The sequence below is a fragment of the Nonomuraea sp. NPDC001684 genome, assembly GCF_053596515.1.
On record NZ_JBSFGJ010000188.1, the window covers coordinates 1 to 17,325 of the forward strand.

Annotated in this window: 19 protein-coding genes and 1 riboswitch; of the genes, 10 read left to right on the forward strand and 9 right to left on the reverse strand. The window is 73.7% G+C overall.

Features of this window, described 5'->3' with window-relative positions; genetic code table 11:
* Window positions 1-65 precede the first annotated feature (65 nt).
* Window positions 66-1,097 (reverse strand): globin domain-containing protein, encoded by a 1,032-nt coding sequence (locus ACWCSD_RS28345; protein WP_449919286.1) that lies wholly within the window; start codon window positions 1,095-1,097, stop codon window positions 66-68.
* Between the two features lie 212 nt (window positions 1,098-1,309).
* Between ACWCSD_RS28345 and ACWCSD_RS28350 the strand changes: the two genes are divergently transcribed.
* Window positions 1,310-1,735: a pyridoxamine 5'-phosphate oxidase family protein gene (locus ACWCSD_RS28350; protein ID WP_397162982.1), complete on the forward strand. Its 426-nt coding sequence runs from the start codon at window positions 1,310-1,312 to the stop codon at window positions 1,733-1,735.
* A gap of 52 nt (window positions 1,736-1,787) precedes the next feature.
* On the opposite strand, the gene ACWCSD_RS28355 is transcribed toward ACWCSD_RS28350, so the two are convergent.
* Complete coding sequence (locus tag ACWCSD_RS28355; protein ID WP_449919290.1) at window positions 1,788-2,543, reverse strand: sigma 54 modulation/S30EA ribosomal C-terminal domain-containing protein; 756 nt, start codon at window positions 2,541-2,543, stop codon at window positions 1,788-1,790.
* Window positions 2,544-2,665: 122 nt separating this feature from the next.
* The gene (locus ACWCSD_RS28360; RefSeq protein ID WP_387680820.1) at window positions 2,666-3,133 is read right to left on the reverse strand and encodes a MarR family winged helix-turn-helix transcriptional regulator; all 468 of its coding nucleotides are present in this window, start codon (window positions 3,131-3,133) and stop codon (window positions 2,666-2,668) included.
* Window positions 3,134-3,202: 69 nt separating this feature from the next.
* Between ACWCSD_RS28360 and ACWCSD_RS28365 the strand changes: the two genes are divergently transcribed.
* The 4 genes from ACWCSD_RS28365 (at window position 3,203) to ACWCSD_RS28380 (ending at window position 7,943) form a co-directional block, all read left to right on the forward strand.
* A complete protein-coding gene (locus tag ACWCSD_RS28365; protein ID WP_358300470.1) occupies window positions 3,203-3,979 on the forward strand; it encodes an SDR family NAD(P)-dependent oxidoreductase in 777 nt (258 codons plus the stop codon).
* Between the two features lie 55 nt (window positions 3,980-4,034).
* Window positions 4,035-4,859 carry an SGNH/GDSL hydrolase family protein gene (locus ACWCSD_RS28370; protein WP_449919294.1) on the forward strand — a complete coding sequence of 275 codons (825 nt, stop codon included), beginning with the start codon at window positions 4,035-4,037 and terminating at the stop codon, window positions 4,857-4,859.
* Window positions 4,856-5,497 carry an NAD(P)-dependent oxidoreductase gene (locus ACWCSD_RS28375; protein ID WP_449919297.1) on the forward strand — a complete coding sequence of 214 codons (642 nt, stop codon included), beginning with the start codon at window positions 4,856-4,858 and terminating at the stop codon, window positions 5,495-5,497. Before ACWCSD_RS28370 ends, ACWCSD_RS28375 begins: the two co-directional genes overlap by 4 nt.
* A 94-nt stretch (window positions 5,498-5,591) precedes the next feature.
* Window positions 5,592-7,943, forward strand: coding sequence for an AAA family ATPase (locus ACWCSD_RS28380; protein WP_449919299.1), 2,352 nt, complete (start codon window positions 5,592-5,594; stop codon window positions 7,941-7,943).
* 89 nt (window positions 7,944-8,032) lie between these two features.
* Here ACWCSD_RS28380 and ACWCSD_RS28385 read toward each other — a convergent pair whose 3' ends face one another.
* Window positions 8,033-8,539, reverse strand: coding sequence for a GNAT family N-acetyltransferase (locus ACWCSD_RS28385; RefSeq protein WP_397162990.1), 507 nt, complete (start codon window positions 8,537-8,539; stop codon window positions 8,033-8,035).
* Window positions 8,540-8,621: 82 nt separating this feature from the next.
* The gene (locus ACWCSD_RS28390; RefSeq protein ID WP_397162992.1) at window positions 8,622-9,467 is read right to left on the reverse strand and encodes an acyl-CoA thioester hydrolase/BAAT C-terminal domain-containing protein; all 846 of its coding nucleotides are present in this window, start codon (window positions 9,465-9,467) and stop codon (window positions 8,622-8,624) included.
* A gap of 105 nt (window positions 9,468-9,572) precedes the next feature.
* Here ACWCSD_RS28390 and ACWCSD_RS28395 point away from each other — a divergent pair, with 105 nt between their 5' ends.
* On the forward strand, window positions 9,573-9,869 hold the full coding sequence (locus tag ACWCSD_RS28395) for a DUF4287 domain-containing protein (protein WP_397162994.1): 297 nt from the start codon (window positions 9,573-9,575) through the stop codon (window positions 9,867-9,869).
* Window positions 9,870-9,925: 56 nt separating this feature from the next.
* Here ACWCSD_RS28395 and ACWCSD_RS28400 read toward each other — a convergent pair whose 3' ends face one another.
* Together ACWCSD_RS28400 and ACWCSD_RS28405 are read right to left on the reverse strand one after the other, a co-directional pair.
* On the reverse strand, window positions 9,926-10,921 hold the full coding sequence (locus ACWCSD_RS28400) for a ribonucleotide-diphosphate reductase subunit beta (RefSeq protein WP_397162996.1): 996 nt from the start codon (window positions 10,919-10,921) through the stop codon (window positions 9,926-9,928).
* Between the two features lie 17 nt (window positions 10,922-10,938).
* Window positions 10,939-13,374, reverse strand: a complete 2,436-nt coding sequence (locus ACWCSD_RS28405) for a ribonucleoside-diphosphate reductase subunit alpha (RefSeq protein WP_449919305.1) — start codon at window positions 13,372-13,374, stop codon at window positions 10,939-10,941.
* Between the two features lie 129 nt (window positions 13,375-13,503).
* A riboswitch (cobalamin riboswitch) is annotated at window positions 13,504-13,708 on the reverse strand.
* A gap of 201 nt (window positions 13,709-13,909) precedes the next feature.
* Between ACWCSD_RS28405 and ACWCSD_RS28410 the strand changes: the two genes are divergently transcribed.
* Both ACWCSD_RS28410 and ACWCSD_RS28415 read left to right on the forward strand, forming a co-directional pair.
* Entirely contained in the window at window positions 13,910-14,854 is a 945-nt protein-coding gene (locus tag ACWCSD_RS28410) for an alpha/beta hydrolase (protein WP_449919307.1), read from the forward strand.
* A 65-nt stretch (window positions 14,855-14,919) separates the two neighbouring features.
* Window positions 14,920-15,081 (forward strand): hypothetical protein, encoded by a 162-nt coding sequence (locus tag ACWCSD_RS28415; protein WP_449919309.1) that lies wholly within the window; start codon window positions 14,920-14,922, stop codon window positions 15,079-15,081.
* 16 nt (window positions 15,082-15,097) lie between these two features.
* On the opposite strand, the gene ACWCSD_RS28420 is transcribed toward ACWCSD_RS28415, so the two are convergent.
* Window positions 15,098-15,718, reverse strand: coding sequence for a TetR/AcrR family transcriptional regulator (locus ACWCSD_RS28420; RefSeq protein ID WP_449919312.1), 621 nt, complete (start codon window positions 15,716-15,718; stop codon window positions 15,098-15,100).
* 113 nt (window positions 15,719-15,831) lie between these two features.
* On the opposite strand from ACWCSD_RS28420, the gene ACWCSD_RS28425 reads away from it, so the two are divergent.
* Window positions 15,832-16,479: an FMN-dependent NADH-azoreductase gene (locus ACWCSD_RS28425; RefSeq protein WP_387680862.1), complete on the forward strand. Its 648-nt coding sequence runs from the start codon at window positions 15,832-15,834 to the stop codon at window positions 16,477-16,479.
* A 2-nt stretch (window positions 16,480-16,481) separates the two neighbouring features.
* Window positions 16,482-16,802: a DMT family transporter gene (locus ACWCSD_RS28430; RefSeq protein WP_352360314.1), complete on the forward strand. Its 321-nt coding sequence runs from the start codon at window positions 16,482-16,484 to the stop codon at window positions 16,800-16,802.
* Between the two features lie 29 nt (window positions 16,803-16,831).
* Here ACWCSD_RS28430 and ACWCSD_RS28435 read toward each other — a convergent pair.
* Window positions 16,832-17,325 (reverse strand): aromatic-ring hydroxylase C-terminal domain-containing protein (locus tag ACWCSD_RS28435; protein ID WP_449919315.1); only part of this gene is annotated, 494 nt, incomplete at its 5' end.

The window sequence follows — 17,325 nt, forward strand, 5'->3', positions numbered from 1 at the left end:
CTCGGCGAGGTGGACGGCGTGCGGCTGATCTCGCCGGAGCGGCTGCGCGAGGCGACCACGGTGGCCTACAGCGGCCCGGACGAGGTCTTCGGCATCAGGCCGTCGCGGTCGGGGGTCTGGGCGCCGTGCTCGTACCAGAAGACGTGCTCGGGGGCCAGGCGGGTCATGTCCTCGCGCAGCGCGTGCCGGTCGGGCGAGCGGTCGGCGTGCAGGGCCAGGACGCGGCGGCGGGAGCCGGTGGCGGCGAGGTGGTCGAGCATGGCGACCATGGGGGTGCCGCCGATGCCGGCGCTCACCAGCACCAGCGGCGCCTCGGAGTCGTCCAGGGTGACGTCGCCGAAGGGCGCCGACAGGGTGAGCTCGTCCCCCTGGCGCACGGTGGCGTGCAGCAGGGTGGACACCTCCCCGGCGGGGTCGCCGTCCACGCGCTTGACGGTGATCCGGCGCAGGCCGTCGCCGGCGTTGGACAGCGTGTACTGGCGCAGCTGGCGCACGCCGTCGGGCATCTCGACCTGGACGCTGACGTACTGGCCGGGGCGGGCGGGCGGCGGGGGCTCCTCGCCGAGCGGGGTGAGCAGGAAGGAGGCGACGTCGGGCGTCTCCTCGCGGCGGCCGGCCACCCGCCAGCGCCGCCACGTGCGGCCCTCGACGGCGCCGGCGTCGGCGTAGAGGCGGGCCTCCATCGCGATCAGGGCGCCGGCCATCAGCCAGTACACCTCGTCCCAGGCGGCGGCGACCTGCGGGGTGACGGCCTCGCCCAGCACCTCGGCGATCGCGCCGAACAGGTACTTGTGCACGATCACGTACTGGTCGTCGGTGACGCCGACCGCGGTGTGCTTGTGCGCGATGCGCGCGAGCAGGTGGTCGGGCCGCTGGTCGGGGTGGTCCAGGAGAGTGGTGGCGAAGGCGGCGACGGAGGCGGCCAGCGCCTTGCGCTGCTCGCCGCTGGCCTGGTTGCCGCGGTTGAACAGGCCGTCCAGCAGCTCGGGCCGGTCGGCGAACATCGTCGCGTAGAACCGCTCGGTGATGGCGTCGAGCGAGGCGCCCACGACGGGCAGCGTGGCGCGGACGACGGCGGCGGATTCCGCGGACAACATTGTGACCTCCACAGGTCCCAGGGGTGAGACCCGCGACCGCGGGCCGGTTCCCAGGCTAGGGAGCGGGGCCCGGCCGCTGACCGGGGCGAACGTCCGCTTTTGAAGGGCCGAAGGTCCCGGACGGGACATCCGGCGTCCGCGGGCCGGTCGCGGGGGAAGATGGGACTTTCGTCCCTGCCGCGGGCGGGGGCGGGTGGGGGATCCTGGAGAGCATGCAGCTCGACTCGTCCGGACTGCAGGTGCTCTCCGAGGAGGAGTGCTTCCTGCTGCTGTCCTCGATGCCCATCGGGCGGATCGTGTTCACCGATCGTGCCCTGCCCGCCGTCCAGCCGGTGAACTTCTGTCTCGACGGGCGGTCCATCGTGATCCGCACCGCGACGGGGTCGAAGCTGGCGGCGGCCACCCGGCGGGCCGTGGTGGCCTTCGAGGCCGACGACTTCGACGCCGGGCGGCGTACCGGCTGGTCGGTCACGGCGGTGGGGCACGCGCGCGAGGTGACCGACGCCGCCGAGCTGGCCCGCCTGGCTGAGCTGCCGCTGACGACGTGGGCGCCGGGCGACCGGGACCACTACATCGTGGTGGAGGCCGAGCAGATCTCCGGCCGCCGCATCGCGGCCGCCCGCGCGGCCGTCGTGTGACGGGTCCTTGAACGGGCGGCGCCGCCCCCCCGGCCGGGGGCGGCGCCGGCGCTCAGTCCTGGTGCGCGGTGGTCACCAGGCCGTAGTCCCCGTCGTCGCGGCGGTAGAGGAGGCAGCCCGCCCCGGTGGCGGAGTCGGCGAAGAAGACGAACGGGAAACCGGTCAGCTCCAGCCGGTCGAGGGCCTGCCCGGCGGTGAGGCGGGGGGCGGGCAGCGGGCTGACCGAGATCCCCGCGCAGGTCGGCGCCGGCAGGTCGGGACGGGGGTCGAGCTGGGCGAGGCGGTAGCCGTCGCCGGTGCGGTAGATCACGCTGTCCTGGCCGGTCGCGGTCTCGGTGAACAGCAGGAAGTCGTAGTCGAGGTCGTCCAGGTCCACCGCCGCCTCGTCGGGCACGGCGCGGGCGGCCGTGCAGGTCCCGACGATCCGGCGTTCCCCGGCGGGCGGGGCGGGGTGGGGCGGACGGGGGTGGCGGCCGCGCCGGTTCTCCCAGTCCCGGGTGCTCTCCAGCAGCCGCGCCCGCAGCCGGTCGCCGAGCAGGTGGATGGCGGCGCGGGTGGAGCCGGCGCCGGCCCGGGCCCTGATGAGCCGGCCCTGGACGTCCACCACGGCCTCGGCCGTCCGCCGCTCCCCCGCGACCTGCGGCGTGGCGGCGAGCTTGACCGTCGCGCCGAGCACCGGCTCGTGGGCGAGCCGGGTCAGGTCGGCCACGGTGTGGCGGGCACGCCGCACGTCGGCCGCGCGCACGCCGCCGCCGCGGATCCTGACCTGCACGTCGTCGGCGTCAAGGGCGATGGGCCTGTGCCTCATTCGTGAACACCTTCTTCGCATCCGGTGGTGATGATCCAAGCCTCTGGCCTGGGCGGACGCGGCGGCCAGAGCCGTAGGTCCTCCCGCGCGGGGACCTACGGCCCGCCGCGCGGCGGGCGGCCTCAGGAGCGGCGGTAGCCGGGATGCACGCCCGGCGTCAGGCCCTGGTCGGCGGCGACCAGCTCCAGCAGGGCGAGCAGCTCGCCGCGCTGGTCAGGGCTGAGGCACGAGGTCAGGTCGGCCTCGTGCGCCATCGCGGTCTTCCTGATGTCCTCCATCACCTTCGCGCCCTGCTCGGTCAGGTGCAGCTCGTGGTTGCGGCGGTCGCCGGCCGATCGGCGCCGCTCCACCAGGCCGGCCCGGTCGAGCGGGTCGAGCAGCGCGGTGACCCGGCTGGGCACGACGCCGAGGTCGGCGGCGAGCGACTGCTGGCTGCGGCCCGGCTGGAGGGCGATCATCCGCAGCAGCCCGACGTCGGACGGCGACAGGCCGAGCTCGGCGACCCGCGCGGCGAACCGGCCGGCGGCGTGCGCGCCGAGCTGCGCGAGCAGGAAGGCGACGCCCATCGGGCGGTTGCGGGACGCGGACACAGCGCATACTGTACTCCGCACAGAACCTTTCACAAGGGTGAACCTTTCTCTAGAGAGAAGCAATATGCGATGACCACCGACCGGCCTGACTGGCCCAGACATCCAGGACTGGAGGGCAAGGTCGCCCTCGTCACCGGCGGTTCCCGCGGCATCGGCGCGGCGACCTGCCACGCGCTGGCCGCCAACGGCGTCCGGGTCGCGGTCACCGGCCGCGACACCGAGGCGGTGGACCGCGTCGTCGCCTCGATCACCGCCGAGGGCGGCCGGGCGCTGGCCGCGCCCGGCGACGTGACCGACACCGGCGCCCTGGCCCGCATCCGCGCCGAGGTGGAGGCCGCGCTCGGACCGGTGGAAATCCTGGCCCCGTTCGCCGGCGGGCAGGGCGCGCCCGCGCCGACCGCGGGGCTCGACCCCGGCCGCTGGCGCGCCGTGCTGGAGTCCGACCTGACCTCGGTGTTCCTCACCGTCCACGAGTTCCTGCCGGGCATGCTGGAGCGGCGCGCCGGGTCGATCATCCTGATGTCGTCCACCGCGGGCCGGCAGCCCGGAGGCGCCAACGCCGCCTACGCCGCCGCCAAGGCGGGCGTGGTCATGTTCGCCCGGCACCTGGCCGCCGAGGTGGGCGGCGACGGCGTGCGGGTCAACTGCCTGGCGCCCTCGGCCGTGCTCAACGACAAGCTCGCCGCGCTGCCCGCCGAGCGGCTCGCCCAGCTCGCCGCGGCCTTCCCGCTCGGGCGCGTCGGCCGTCCCGCCGACGTCGCCCAGGCCGTCCTCTACCTCGCCTCGCCCGCCGCCTCCTGGGTGACCGGGGCGACCCTCGACCTCACCGGCGGACGGGTCTCGTGATGAACGCCGTGCTCCGCCCGTCCCCCGCATCCACCGTCCAGACGGAGGCCCTGTCATGACCGACCCGATGACCGAACGGCTCGTCCGGTTCCAGCGGCCCGGCGCCCTGCCGTACCTGATCGGCGCGGACGAGGCCCGCCTCGCCGCCCTGTTCGGCCTCGACGCCGACGCCTACCGCGCGCTGCTGGACGCCTTCGACCACCAGACCCGGCAGGCCGCCGAGACGCTGCTGGCCCGGCCCGGCCTCGCCGACGCCGTCGACCGGCTGCCGCTGCGCCCCGAGGGCTCCCGCGACGCCTTCCACGTGGTGGCCCTCGGCGAGAGCACCACCGCCGACCGCCTGTCCTGGTTCGAGATCCTGCGCCGGCTGGTCGCGCTGCGCCGTCCCGGCGACGCCGTCCGCTTCACCAACCTGGCGATCACCGGCAGCACCACCACCCAGGCGATCACCCAGCTCCCCGCCCTCGGCTTCCAGCGGCCCGACCTGGTGCTGTGCATGATCGGCGCCAACGACGCCCAGCACCTCGCCCCCGACGCGCCGACCCTGGTCAGCGCCGCCGAGACCGAGCGCAACCTGGCCATGCTGCACGACCTGGCCCAGCAGCGGGGGGCCGTCCGCTGGGTCTGGCTCACGCCCAGCCCCTTCGACGAGCCGCGCGCCGCCGCCTACCCCCATTTCCGGCGCGCCGGCATCACCTGGGCCGGCAAGGACGTCGACGCCACCGCCGACCACCTGCTGGGCCGTCCCGAGCCGACCGTGGACACCAGGCTCGCCGTCCGCGAGGACCACCACTTCCTCGACGACGGCGTGCACCTGAGCATCGACGGCCAGCGCGAGATCGCCGAGGCCGTCGTACGGGCCCTGGCCGGTGCGGCATGAGGCTGATGGTCCTCGGCGCGACCGGCGGCACCGGACGCCAGGTGGTCGAGCAGGCGGTCGCCGCCGGGCACGACGTCACCGTCCTGGCCCGCGACCCCGCCCGCGTCCCGGCGGGCGAGCGGGTGAGCGTGATCGGCGGCGACGTGCTGACCCCCGGCCCCTGGCGGGACGCCGTCGCCGGGCACGAGGCCGTGCTGTCCTGCCTGGGCAGCACCGACCGCGGCCACCCCACCACCGTCTACTCCCAGGGCACCGCCAACGTCATCGCCGCCATGCGCGACGGCGGGGTGCGCCGCCTGCTGTGCCTGTCGTCGGCGGGCCTGGACATCCCGCCGGGCACGCCGCTGGGCCGCCGCCTGGTCACCCGCTTCGTGATCCAGCGCCTCTACCGGCACGGCTACGCCGACATGAGACGCATGGAGGCCGCCGTCACCGCCGCCCACGACATCGACTGGACGATCGTGCGCCCGCCGATGCTCACCGACGGGCCCCTGACCGGCCGCTACCGCACCGCCGAGAACGCGCCCCTGGCCAAGGCGGGCTCGATCTCCCGCGCCGACCTGGCCCACTACCTGCTCGACCACCTCACCGGCGAGCACAACCGCCACGCCGTCGTCGAGATCGCCGGCGGCTCCTGACCCGCCAGGCGAACGCCGGCGAAGGCGACATTCCGGCTGACTCGTGCCCGTCCAGCGTGTCAGACTGCGGCAGACGACGCAGCGGGAGGCGGGCATGTGGCCGTTCGTGGGCAGGGAGTCCGATCTGGGCCGCGTCACCACCGCCCTGCGCGATCCGGCGGCCGGCGCGCTGGCGATCACCGGCCCGCCGGGCGTCGGCAAGAGCCGGCTGGTGTACGAGGCGCTCGCCACGCTTGATCCGTCCAGGTTCGTCGTGCATTCGGTGCCGGCCACCTCGGGCAACTCCGACGTGCCGCTCGGTCCGCTCGGCGTGCTCGTGCCCGACGGCGTCGTGGGCGTGGCCAGCCGCGGCGTGCTGGTGCGGGCCATGGTCGCGGCCCTGACGGCCGGGTCGCGGCGCGCGGTGGTCGTCGTGGACGACGCCCACCTGCTCGACGACGAGTCGGCGGCCGTGCTGCGCCACCTGGCCCGGACGCGGGCCGCGTTCGTGCTGGTGGTGCTGCGCGCCGGCGAGCCGTTCTCCGAGTGGCTGGCCGCGTTGTGGACCGAAGGGCTGGCCGAGCGGATCGAGCCGGCCGCGCTGTCGCCGTCCGAGGTGGGCCAGGTGCTGCACGAGGTGCTCGGCGGCCAGGCGGCCGAGCTCACCGTGCGCCGTCTGCACGAGCTGACCGCCGGCAACCTGCTCCTGCTGCGCGAGGTCGTGCTGGCCGGCATGCAGGCCGGGACGCTGGCCGAGACCAAGGGCGTGTGGCGGTGGGAGGGCCCCTGGCTGGTCGCCCCCCGGCTGACCGAGCTGGTGGCCAGGCGGCTCGGCGCGCTCGCCGACCAGGAACGGTGGGCGCTCGAACTGCTCGCCCTGGCCGAGCCCGTCTCGGTCGGCGTGGTCACCCGGCTCGTCCCCGAAGACCTGCTCACCCGCCTGGAGGCGCGCGGGCTGCTGTGGATCCAGCGCGACGGCCGCCGCTCCCTGCTCCGCCTGGCCCACCCCCTGTACGGCGAGGCGCTGCGCGACGGCTGCCCGGAGCTGCGCACCCGCAGGGCCAAGCGCGTGCTGGCCGAGGCCATCGCCGCCACGGGGGCCCGCCGCCGCTCCGACGCGCTGCGCATCGTCCGCTGGAGCCTCGACGCCGGCGTCCAGCCGCCGCCCGGCATGCTGCTGACCGCCACCCGGCGCGCCTGGACGCTGCTCGACCTGCCGCTGGCCGAACAGCTCGCCCGCGCCGCCACCGAGTCGGCCCTGCTGAACGGCGACGTCGAGCAGGGCGTCGGCGCGGCGCAGGTCCTGTGGCGGGTGCTCATCTCGGGCGAGCGCACCGGCGAGCTCATGGCCATGCTCGACGTCATGGACGCCGTCGCCACCGCCGACCACCGCGCTGGTCCAGGTGCAGGGCGCGCTCCTGGCCTGCCGTGCGGACCTGGCCGCGCGGCTCGCCGGACGGGAGCACGAGGCCGCCCTCGCCCACGGCTGGGAGTACGCGCTGATGGTGGCGGCGATCGCGATGGCGGCGTACGCGGCCGGTGGGCTGGCGGTGCTCGCCCCCTGGGCGACGCGCCGTGGTCTTCCTGCACCACGATGGTGGCCGCGCCGCGGGTCCCCTGTCGTGAGCACGCACGTGCTCAGCCGCGCCCGCCCGTACTCATCGGCGGCCCGCCGGCCGGGACGGCCACCCGGCCGGCGGCGGCCTCAGGCCAGCCGGTCGGCGAGGAAGCGCAGGGCGCTGTCGATCTCGAAGTCCGGCACGTCCCCGTGCCCGCCGGGGTTGGCGTGCAGGGTCTTCTCGGCCGAGGCCAGGGCGTCGAACAGGGCCAGGGCCTCGGCCCGCGGCACCCGTTCGTCGTCCCACTGCAGCAGGAACCGCACCGGGACGGTGATCCCGGCGGCGGCCTGGACCGAGGCGAGCGAGGTGCCGCTCAGCCCCAGGACCGCCGCGCCGATCCGCGGCTCGGCGGCCACCAGCGGGATCCCCAGGGCGCAGCCCAGCGACACGCCCCAGTAACCCACCGGCCCCTGGTCGCCGAGCGCGTCCAGGACCGACCGCCACTCCGGCACGGTCTGGGCGGCCAGCAGCGTGTGCAGCTCGGCCAGCAGCGGGGTGGGGTCGCCCGCGCCGGCCATCCGCTCCCGCATCGCGGCGATGATCCGCTCGTGTTCGGCGCTTCCGGGCCGGTCGCCGTGGGCCGGCGCGTCGATGGCCGCCGCCGCGAAGCCGCGTTCGGCCGCCAGCCGGTGCGCGCGTCCCACGACGCCCGGGGCCTGCTTGTGCTGCCCGCCGCCGTGCCCGATGAGGACCAGGCCGCGGGGTTCGGCGTCCTGCGGGGTCCACAGGACGCCGGGGATGTCGCCGAGGGCGAAGGATCGTTCGATGACGCCGTCGGCCGACGTCCGGGAGAGAAAACGCATGCGCGTCCTGAGCCTTTCGGGATGCCTTGTGCGGGCGCTCCCTAGGCGATGCGCGTGAGGGAGCCCCGACCTGTCACAACGTTGATCGGTCTCACCCCCTCAGTTCGAATGCGTGGCGAAAACGTACCACACCATCAGATTTCGGCGGCGGTGAAGGAGATCCACACGTCCGGCGGGACATCCGGGCGGTTCGGGACGGGCCGGCGCTCCTCCGTCCACGCCTCACCGGCGAACTCGGTCGCGACGCGCCGCCAGAACGCCACGCCCGCCGTGTTGGCGTCCTGGAAGGCGATCCGCCACGGCCCGGGATGCCGGGAGATCACCTCCCGGACGACCCGCAGCCCGATCCCCGACCGGCGCGCCCCGCGGACCACGAAGAAGCTGTTCAGCACCCGGACCGGGCCGGCCGCCGCACGCACGAACGCGAACCCGACCGGCCGGTCGCCGCTGGTGAACAGGTAGGCCGTCCAGTCGTCGTCATCGAGGGCGGTGCGCAGGCGGTCGCCGTGGTAGGTGCCGTCGGGGTCGGGGAGCCCGCCCTGGAAGTCCGCCATGTCGTGGCGGAACATGAGCCAGAGGCGTTCGACGGTGGGGTGATCCGCGGCCTCGACGGGCCGCACGTTTACCGGAGAAATGGTCATACAAGCACTCTCGGCCAGATGCAACATCCGGCCGGAAGGTACAAACTAGCAGAAGACGATCATCGCAGGGGACCCGCGGGCGTCAGCCGTGCAGCAGGTCGAGGATGTGCGGCCAGGCGTCGGCTCCGAGCCCGGCGTCGGCGACCGGGTCGCCCCCGTAGAGGAAGTCCGGCGACTCGGGGGCGGGCCCCTCCCCCGGCAGGCGCGGACGATGACCGGCCTCGGCACGGCTGACCACCCGCACCGGGCGGCCGGCGGCACGACGCCGCGCGGCCAGCCGCCGGGCGAACGGCAGGGACGGCCACATGGCGTCATCCCCGCCCGCCACCAGCAGCACGTCGGCCGCCGCCGCCTCGATCGGGATCTCCGCGGCCGGCAACAGATCGGCGAACGTGCGCTGGCTGAGCTCGTACAGCTCGCGCAGGGCCAGCGGGCCGTGCTCGGGCTCGGCCTCGGCCCAGTCGTCGTCGTACGGGACGAACGGCAGCGGCCGTCCCTTCCACGTCCAGGACGACCGGTAGGGACGTTTCTCCCCGTCCGGCCCCGGCCCGACGTTGCCCCACACGAGCGAGGTCGGCGACAACGCCACCACCCCGCCGATCCGCCGGTCCCGGACGGCGGTCAGCAGCGCGGCCTCGGCCCCCTTCGACATGCCCAGCACGCAGACCCGCCGGACGCCGGTGGACTCCAGCAGATCGACGGCCGACACGAACGTCTCCAGCGGGATCTCGCAGATGCCCGGCGGCTGCCCCGGCCCGCCGAACCAGCGGATCGACAGCGCGGTCACCCCCTCCGCGGCCAGCAGGCGGGCCCTGTCCCGTTCGATCCGCCCGCTCGACCCCGCCAGCACGAGCACGCCCGTGCGAACGGCCGGGCCCGGTGTGACCAGGACGCCTTCCCACGGGCAGCTCAGTTCGCGCTCGTCCATCACCGTCACCCCTCGGCACTCGGCGGAACGGCATTCTACTGAGACGGCGCACCCACCGAAATGGTGCATCATGGCCGCAACACCCCATGACGAGCGGAGAACACCATGTCCTTCCAGGCTTACCTGGACAACATCGAAGGCAAGACCGGACTGACCCCCCGCGAGTTCATCGCCCTGGCCAGGGAACGCGGCTTCGACGCCCCGTCCACCAAGGCCGGGACGATCATCGACTGGCTCAAGCAGGACTACGACCTCGGACGCGGCCACGCCATGGCCCTCGTCCACGTGATCAAGAAGGGTCCGCGGATCGACGCCAAGCACGTCGGCACCACCGGTTCCCACCGCGACGAGTCCGACGTCCTCTGGCTGGACGGCAAGGACAACCGCCCGGAGCCTGCCTGACCCGCGCGGCGGGGGCGAACCCCGCCGCACGACTTTACGTTGTAGATCTGTAAGGGTCAGAAGTCGGCGTCGAAGCTGACCGAGCCGGTCACCCCCACCTGGTACGCCGACACCCGCCGCTCGAAGAAGTTCGACAACTCCTGCACGTCCTGCAGCTCCATGAACGCGAACGGGTTCTTCGCCCCGTACAGCGGCTCGATGCCGAGCTGGGCCAGCCGCCGGTCGGCCACGTGCTCCAGGTACGAGCGCATGTCCGCGGTCGACATGCCGGGCACGCCCTGCCCGAGCAGGTCCTCGGCGAACTGCGCCTCGCAGTCGACCGCCTCGGCCAGCATCTCCCTGACCTGGCTCGCCATCTCCGCGTCGAAGAGGTCCGGCTCCTCCTGCCGGACGACGTCCACCACGTCGAAGGCGAAGGCCATGTGCATGGACTCGTCGCGGAAGACCCAGTTGGTGCCCGAGGCCAGCCCGTTCAGCAGGCCGCGCGAGCGCAGGAAGTAGACGTAGGCGAACGCGCCGTAGAAGAACAGGCCCTCGATGCAGGCGGCGAAGCAGATCAGGTTGAGCAGGAACGCCCGCCGGTCCTCGCGGGTCTCCAGCCGCTGGAGGCTGCCGATGGAGTCGATCCAACGGAAGCAGAACTCGGCCTTGCGCCGGATGGAGGGGATGTTCTCCACCGCCGCGAACGCCGCGAACCGCTCCTCCTCGTCCGGCACGTACGTGTCCAGCAGGTTCAGGTAGAACTGGACGTGCACCGCCTCCTCGAACAGCTGCCTGCTCAGGTACAGGCGCGCCTCGGGGGCGTTGACGTGCTGGTAGAGGTTGAGCACCAGGTTGTTGGCCACGATCGTGTCGCCGGTGGCGAAGAAGGCGACCAGGCGGCTGACCAGGTGGCGCTCGGCCGCCGACAGCTTGGGCAGGTCGCTCAGGTCGGAGTGCAGGTCCACCTCCTCGACCGTCCAGGTGTTCTTGATCGCGTCGCGGTAGCGGTCGAAGAACAGGGGGTAGCGCATGGGCCGCAGGGTGAGGCTCATGCCCGGGTCGAGCAACATCGGATTCTCCTCGGGGGTCACTGGCAGGCCTCGCACGACTCGGGGTTCTCCAGGGAGCACACCAGGGCCTCCTCGGACTTGTTCGCGAGGGGCGCGGGGTGCGCGAGGGGCACGGTGGCCTGCTGGATACGGGTGGCCGGGCGCGAGCGCAGGTAGTAGGTGGTCTTCAGGCCGGACTTCCAGGCGTACAGGTACATCGAGGAGAGCTTGTCGATCGTCGGCGCGCTCATGAACAGGTTGAGCGACTGGCTCTGGTCGATGAACGGCGAGCGCGCGGCGGCCATGTCGATCAGCGCCCGCTGCGGCAGCTCCCAGGCGGTGCGGAACAGCCGGCGCACGTCCTCCGGCAGCTCGGCGATGCCCTGCACCGAGCCCTCGGCCTGCTTGATGGCCGCCCGGACGCGGTCGTTCCACAGGCCGCGCGACTTCAGCTCGGCCACCAGCGCGTTGTTGATCTGCAGGAACTCCCCGCTCAGCGTCTCGCGCTTGAACAGGTTGGACACCTGCGGCTCGATGCACTCGTAGCAGCCGACGATCGAGGCGATGGTGGCGGTCGGCGCGATCGCGATCAGCAGCGAGTTGCGCAGGCCGTGGGCGGCGATGCGCTCGCGCACCGCGTCCCAGCGCCCGGCCTGGGTGCCGCTCTGACCCCACAGGTCGTGCTGGAGCCGGCCGCGGGCCGCCCACGTCTGGTCGTAGGCGGGGTGGGCGCCGAAGCGCTCGGCCAGGCCGGCGGAGGTCTCCAGCGCCGACAGGTAGATCTCCTCGGCGATCCGGGTGGACAGCTCCTTGGCCTCGGCCGAGTCGAACGGCAGGCGCAGGGCGAAGAAGACGTCCTGCAGGCCCATCACGCCGAGGCCGACCGGGCGCCAGCGCGGGTTGCTGGCCGCGGCCTGCTCGCTCGGGTAGTAGTTGATGTCGATCACCCGGTCGAGGAAGGTGACCGCGGTGCGGACGGTGGCGCGCAGCCGCTCCCAGTCGATGCCGCCGTCGATGTCGCCGCCGGGGCCCGTGCCCGTCAGGTGGGCGGCGAGGTTGACCGAGCCCAGGTTGCAGACCGCGGTCTCGGCGTCGCTGGACACCTCGACGATCTCGGTGCACAGGTTGGACAGGTGCACGACGTTGCCGGGCTCGGCCGCCTGGTTGCACAGGCGGTTGGCGGCGTCCTTGAAGGTCATCCAGCCGTTGCCGGTCTGGGCCAGGGTGCGCATCATCTTGGCGTACAGGTCGCGGGCCTTGACCTGCCGGACGTACCGGCCGTCGCGCTCGGCGGCGCGGTAGGCCTCCTCGAACGCCTCGCCCCACAGGTCGGGCAGCTCGGGGACCTCGTCGGGGTCGAACAGCGACCAGGTGCCGTCGGCCTCGACCCGGCGCATGAACTCGTCGGGGATCCAGTTGGCCAGGTTGAGGTTGTGGGTGCGGCGGGCGTCCTCGCCGGTGTTGTCGCGCAGTTCCAGGAACTCCTCGACGTCCGGGTGCCAGGGCTCCAGGTAGACGCAGGCCGCGCCCTTGCGCCGGCCGCCCTGGTTGACGGCGGCCACGGACGCGTCGAGCGTGCGCAGCCACGGGACGATGCCGTTGGAGTGCCCGTTCGTGCCGCGGATCAGCGCGCCCCGGGAGCGCACCCGCGACCAGGAGATGCCGATCCCGCCGGCGAACTTCGACAACTGCGCCACCTGGGCGTAACGGTCGTAGATGGAGCCGATCTCGTCACGGGGCGAGTCGACCAGGTAGCAGGAGGACATCTGGGTGTGCCGGGTGCCGGAGTTGAACAGCGTCGGCGAGCTGGGCAGATAGGCCAGCGACGACATGAGCCGGTAGAAGCCGACCGCCTCGGCGGGCGTCTCGGCCAGCCCGCAGGCCACGCGCAGCAGCCAGTACTGCGGCGTCTCCACCACCAGCCGGGTGGACGGGTGGCGCAGCAGGTAACGGTCATAGACCGTGCGCAGCCCGAAGTACTCGAACCGCAGGTCGGCGGTGACGTCGATGGCGTCGTCGAGCTTGCGGGCGTTGGCGTTGACGAACTCGGCGGTCTCGTCGCCGATGAGCCCCTCGGCGTGGCCCAGCCGGATCGCCTGGCTGAAGGAGGCCACGCCCTGCCCGCGGACCTCCTTGTCGATGTAGCCCGACAGCAGCCGCGCGGCCAGGCGCGAGTACTGCGGCTCCTCGCCGATCATCTCGGCGGCCGTCTGGATGGACAGCCGGTCCAGCTCGGCGGTGGTGGCCCCGTCGTAGAGGCCGCTGATCGTCTTGGTGGCCACCCGCATCGGGTCGATGTCCGTCAGATCGGTCGCCCAGTGCTCCACCGCACGTACGATCTTGTTGACGTCGACCGGCTCCGCGGTGCCGTTGCGCTTGCGCACCTGCATCTGGACGCGCCGCGGCGCGGACCTGTCGGCGTCCGCCCGCGCCGTCCCGGCCAGGTCCGTCATCGGGTCCCCTGTGACCGTCACTGCGCTCTCCCCTCGTGAACTCGGTCAGTGGCCGAGAACGCGCGCAGGAGGCGGACGGCGAGGCGCCACAGCCCTCTCGCCGGTGCCGTCCACCGTCCCGCGCGGCCTCGGACCAGCCGCGCGCGCATGATCGCGCGCGGCGCGCCGGCAGGTCTTCGGACTCATGGGCATGCTGTCGCTGCCTACTGGCCGTCGCTTCCCGGGCCTTCGGCCCAGTGCGTCTGACGGCGGTCGTTCCCACTCACCGCTGCGGGGCAGTCCCGGATTCCCACCGGGTTCCCTCTTGCCTCGGCCGCCCTGGCGGGGCGACCGAACCGGCTGCGGGAGACACCATATATAGGGCGGATCAAAAAGTCACACCCAACATCTCGTGTTGCGAAGAACCCCCGCTCCGATCCGGCCACCCGCCGCGGAGCCGCTCCTCGCGGGCCTCACGGGCGGACCGACATGTGATCGAGGTCATAGACCGGCCACGGCAGGTTTTCGCTACCTTAGGTATCGATACTTCAAGTAGCGAAAACCTGAGGAGACGAGCATGAGCGAAACCACCGGCCTGCGTCCGGTCACGCCGGACTGGGACACCGTCACCCCCGCCGAACTGGCCGCCTACGTCGAGGCGGAGAACCGGCTGCGCGCCTCCGTCGAGGCACAGGCGATCACCGGCCGGCCGGATCCCGGCGCCGCCATCGACTGGCGGACGGTGGCGCTGCCCGGCCGCGACATCCGCGTCCGGGTCCACCGGCCCCGAGCGGCCGAGCCGGGGGACGTCCTGCCGCTCGTGCTGCACGTGCACGGAGGCGGCTTCGTCGGCACGGCGCCGCAGAGCGACTGGGTCAACAGCCACCTCGCCGCCCACCTGCCCGCCGTCGTCGTCTCGGTGGACCACCGCCTGCTCGACCGGCACACACCGCTGGCCGCCGCCGCCGACGACGGCTGGGACGTGCTCCGGCACGTGCTGGAGCACGCCGCGCAGTGGGGCGTCGACCCGGCGCGGGCCGTCCTGTTCGGCGAGAGCTGCGGCGGCCTGATCTGCGCCCTGGCGGCGATCAGGGCCCGCGACGCCGGTCTGCCCCTGAAGGCCCAGGTGCTGGTCAACCCCGCCGTGGAGGTGGCCGGGACGATGTTCGACCACCCGTCGACGGCCCAGTACGCCGACACCCCGACGCTCAGCGTGCCGGTGCTGCGGCTGTTCCACCGGCTCGCCGTGCCCGAGGGGACGGACGCCCGCGCGCTCTCCCCGCTGCACGCCGGCGACCTGGGCGGGCTGGCCCCGGCGCTCGTGGCGGTGCCGACCCACGACCCGATCGCCGACCACGGCCGCCGCTACGCCGAGGCGCTGCGGGCCGCCGGCACCCCCGCCCGCCTGGCCGAGTACCCCGGGGCCGGGCACGCCTTCCTCAGCATGCCGGTGCTGGCCCCCCAGGCCGAGGACGCGCGGGCGCACATCCTGGGCTTCCTCCGCGACGCCCTCACCGCGTAACCCGCGACCGGAGCGGGCAGGCGAGGACGGGCCGGCCCCTCGCGCGCGGCGCCGGGTTCTGCTTCATGATCCGGCTGGAGATCCTGGCCCCGGACGACCTCGCGCTGTGCGAGCGGTTCGTCCGCCTGCACCGCAGCCCGGCGCTGGACGACGACATGGGCCCGGCTTCCCCGCCGCCGTCATCACCGGGAACGCGCTCGCCCTCGACTGCCGGGCCACCGAGCTGAGCCGCCGCCGGCGCGGTCAGTGCCCGGCGTCCCGGGCGACGATGCCGTGCGCCAGCCGGGCCAGGGCGGCGGTGATCTGCTCGGGGGTGAGCCCGCGCCTGCGCTGCTCGGCGTAGACGTCGGGGCCCAGCGGGGCGAGGAGGATGTCGGCCAGCGCCTCGGTCTCCGGGACGCCCGCCTCGCCCAGCAGCACCCGTACGTGCGCCCGCCAGAACCCGTAGGCGCCGGTGGCGTAGCGCAACGCGCCCTGCTCGGCGCCCAGGACGAGCGAGATGTGCTCGTCCAGCAGGCCGACCATCGCGGCGTAGAAGGCGGCGAGCCGGTCGGCGGGGGGCGCGCCGGGGCCGAGCGGCGGGTCGCCGCGCAGCAGGCGTTCCTGCAGCTCGCGCTCGTGCTCGTCCAGCAGGGCCTGCGCGATCGAGACGGTGTCGGGATAGCGGCGGTAGAGCGTGCCCCGCCCGACGCCGGCGGCCTTGGCGATGTCGTCCATGGTCACGCCGCGCGGGTCGCGGGTGGCGAACAGCTCGGCCGCGGCGGCGAGCACCTTGGCGCGGTTGCGGGCGGCGTCGGCGCGCTCGCGCGGGCGGCCCGCCTCCGCCACGGGACGCCCGGTCAGCAACTCGGTACGGGACTCCATGGCGGCGACTCTAACCCACCTCGACATAAGTGGACAACGTGCCCGCTTAGTTGCTACGGTCACCTCGACCGCAAAACGGACGTCATGTCCACTTATTTCGAGGAGCCCCTCCCATGGCCGTTCTGCTGCACCTGGACGCCAGCGCCCGACGCCGTTCGATCAGCCGCGAGCTCGGCGACGCCTTCGCCGAGGCGTGGCGGTCCGCCCACCCCGAGGGCACCTACGTCCACCGCGACCTGGCCGCCGAGCCGGTGCCGCACATCGGGGAGGCGTGGACCGAGCTGTGCGACTACGTCATGGCCAACCAGATCACCGACATCTCCCGCTACCACGAGGCCGCCCGCACCCCGGAGCAGGCCGCCGCCTGGGCGATCGTCGAGCCGCTGCTGTCGCAGCTGGTGGCCGCGGACGTGGTGCTGATCGCCACCCCGATGTACAACTACTCGATCCCGTCGGCGCTCAAGGCCTGGCTCGACCAGGTGACCTTCCCCAAGATGTCCCTGGCCGGGCGGCGTTTCGTGGTCACCACCGCGCGCGGCGGGGCCTACTCGCCCGGCGCCCCCAAGGCCAGGTTCGACTACCAGGAGCGCTACCTGCGTGACTTCTTCGCCGGCCACTTCGCCGTCGAGGACACCACCGTCGTCGCCGCCGAGCTGGCCAACTCCCGCGTCGACCCCGGCCTGTTCCACCTGCGCGCCCAGCACGACGAGCTGTACGCCGCCGCGCTGCGCGGCGCCCGCGACCTGGGGAAGGAGTTCTGACGATGAACTGGCTCATCCTCGGGCTGGCCGGGCTGGTCGAGATCGCCTGGGCGCAGAGCATCAAGCCCACCCAGGGCTTCACCAGGCCGCTGCCCACGCTGATCTGCTTCGTCCTCATGGTGGCCGCGGTCTGGCTGCTGTCGTACTCGATGAAGACCCTCCCGGTCGGCACCGCGTACGCGGTCTTCACCGGCATCGGGGCGGTCGGCGCGATCGCCCTGGGCGTCGTCGTGCACAAGGACCCGATGTCGATCGGCCGGATGGCGGCGCTGGCGCTGATCGTCGGCGGCATCGTGCTGGCCCGCCTCACCAGCCCGGAGTGACCCCTCCCCGTCCGGACGGACGGCCCGGCTCAGCTCGGGCCGAACCAGCGGGCGAGGGCGGCCCTGAGGCCGTCGGGGCCCGCGCCCGCCCAGGCGACGTAGCCGTCGGGCCGGACGAGCAGCGCCGGGGCGGGAGCGTCGGCGGCGGTGGCGGCGGTGGCGGCCACGTGGCGCACCCGGCCGAGCCAGGGCGCGGCGGCGGCGGCCAGGGCGTCGCCGCCGGTCAGGTCCAGGAGCAGGGGGCGGGCGTCGCGCATCAGCTCGGCCAGGCGCCGCGGCCGCCCGTCGCCGGTGGTCAGCGCCAGGGACGGCGCGAACCAGCCGGTGGGCCCGGCGGGCCGCTCCTCCCCCATGTCGTGGCGGACGTCGCCGCCCGCCATCAGCTCGGCGATCATGCGCAGGTTCTCCGTACGGCCCAGGAGCTCGGCGAACAGCCGTCGTAGCGCGGTGACCTCGGCGCCGGGCGCCAGCAGGGCTGTCGCGGCCAGGGTCTGGGTGACCACGCGTTCCGCGCACGCGCGGC

Excerpts from the sequence above, each read along its gene's own strand:
- ACWCSD_RS28345 (WP_449919286.1), bottom strand. The coding sequence starts at position 1,097 with ATGTTGTCCGCGGAATCCGCCGCCGTCGTCCGCGCCACGCTGCCCGTC.
- ACWCSD_RS28350 (WP_397162982.1), top strand. The coding sequence starts at position 1,310 with ATGCAGCTCGACTCGTCCGGACTGCAGGTGCTCTCCGAGGAGGAGTGC.
- ACWCSD_RS28355 (WP_449919290.1), bottom strand. The coding sequence starts at position 2,543 with ATGAGGCACAGGCCCATCGCCCTTGACGCCGACGACGTGCAGGTCAGG.
- ACWCSD_RS28365 (WP_358300470.1), top strand. The coding sequence starts at position 3,203 with ATGACCACCGACCGGCCTGACTGGCCCAGACATCCAGGACTGGAGGGC.
- ACWCSD_RS28370 (WP_449919294.1), top strand. The coding sequence starts at position 4,035 with ATGACCGACCCGATGACCGAACGGCTCGTCCGGTTCCAGCGGCCCGGC.
- ACWCSD_RS28375 (WP_449919297.1), top strand. The coding sequence starts at position 4,856 with ATGAGGCTGATGGTCCTCGGCGCGACCGGCGGCACCGGACGCCAGGTG.
- ACWCSD_RS28380 (WP_449919299.1), top strand. The coding sequence starts at position 5,592 with ATGTGGCCGTTCGTGGGCAGGGAGTCCGATCTGGGCCGCGTCACCACC.
- ACWCSD_RS28385 (WP_397162990.1), bottom strand. The coding sequence starts at position 8,539 with ATGACCATTTCTCCGGTAAACGTGCGGCCCGTCGAGGCCGCGGATCAC.
- ACWCSD_RS28390 (WP_397162992.1), bottom strand. The coding sequence starts at position 9,467 with ATGGACGAGCGCGAACTGAGCTGCCCGTGGGAAGGCGTCCTGGTCACA.
- ACWCSD_RS28395 (WP_397162994.1), top strand. The coding sequence starts at position 9,573 with ATGTCCTTCCAGGCTTACCTGGACAACATCGAAGGCAAGACCGGACTG.
- ACWCSD_RS28400 (WP_397162996.1), bottom strand. The coding sequence starts at position 10,921 with ATGTTGCTCGACCCGGGCATGAGCCTCACCCTGCGGCCCATGCGCTAC.
- ACWCSD_RS28410 (WP_449919307.1), top strand. The coding sequence starts at position 13,910 with ATGAGCGAAACCACCGGCCTGCGTCCGGTCACGCCGGACTGGGACACC.
- ACWCSD_RS28415 (WP_449919309.1), top strand. The coding sequence starts at position 14,920 with ATGATCCGGCTGGAGATCCTGGCCCCGGACGACCTCGCGCTGTGCGAG.
- ACWCSD_RS28420 (WP_449919312.1), bottom strand. The coding sequence starts at position 15,718 with ATGGAGTCCCGTACCGAGTTGCTGACCGGGCGTCCCGTGGCGGAGGCG.
- ACWCSD_RS28425 (WP_387680862.1), top strand. The coding sequence starts at position 15,832 with ATGGCCGTTCTGCTGCACCTGGACGCCAGCGCCCGACGCCGTTCGATC.
- ACWCSD_RS28430 (WP_352360314.1), top strand. The coding sequence starts at position 16,482 with ATGAACTGGCTCATCCTCGGGCTGGCCGGGCTGGTCGAGATCGCCTGG.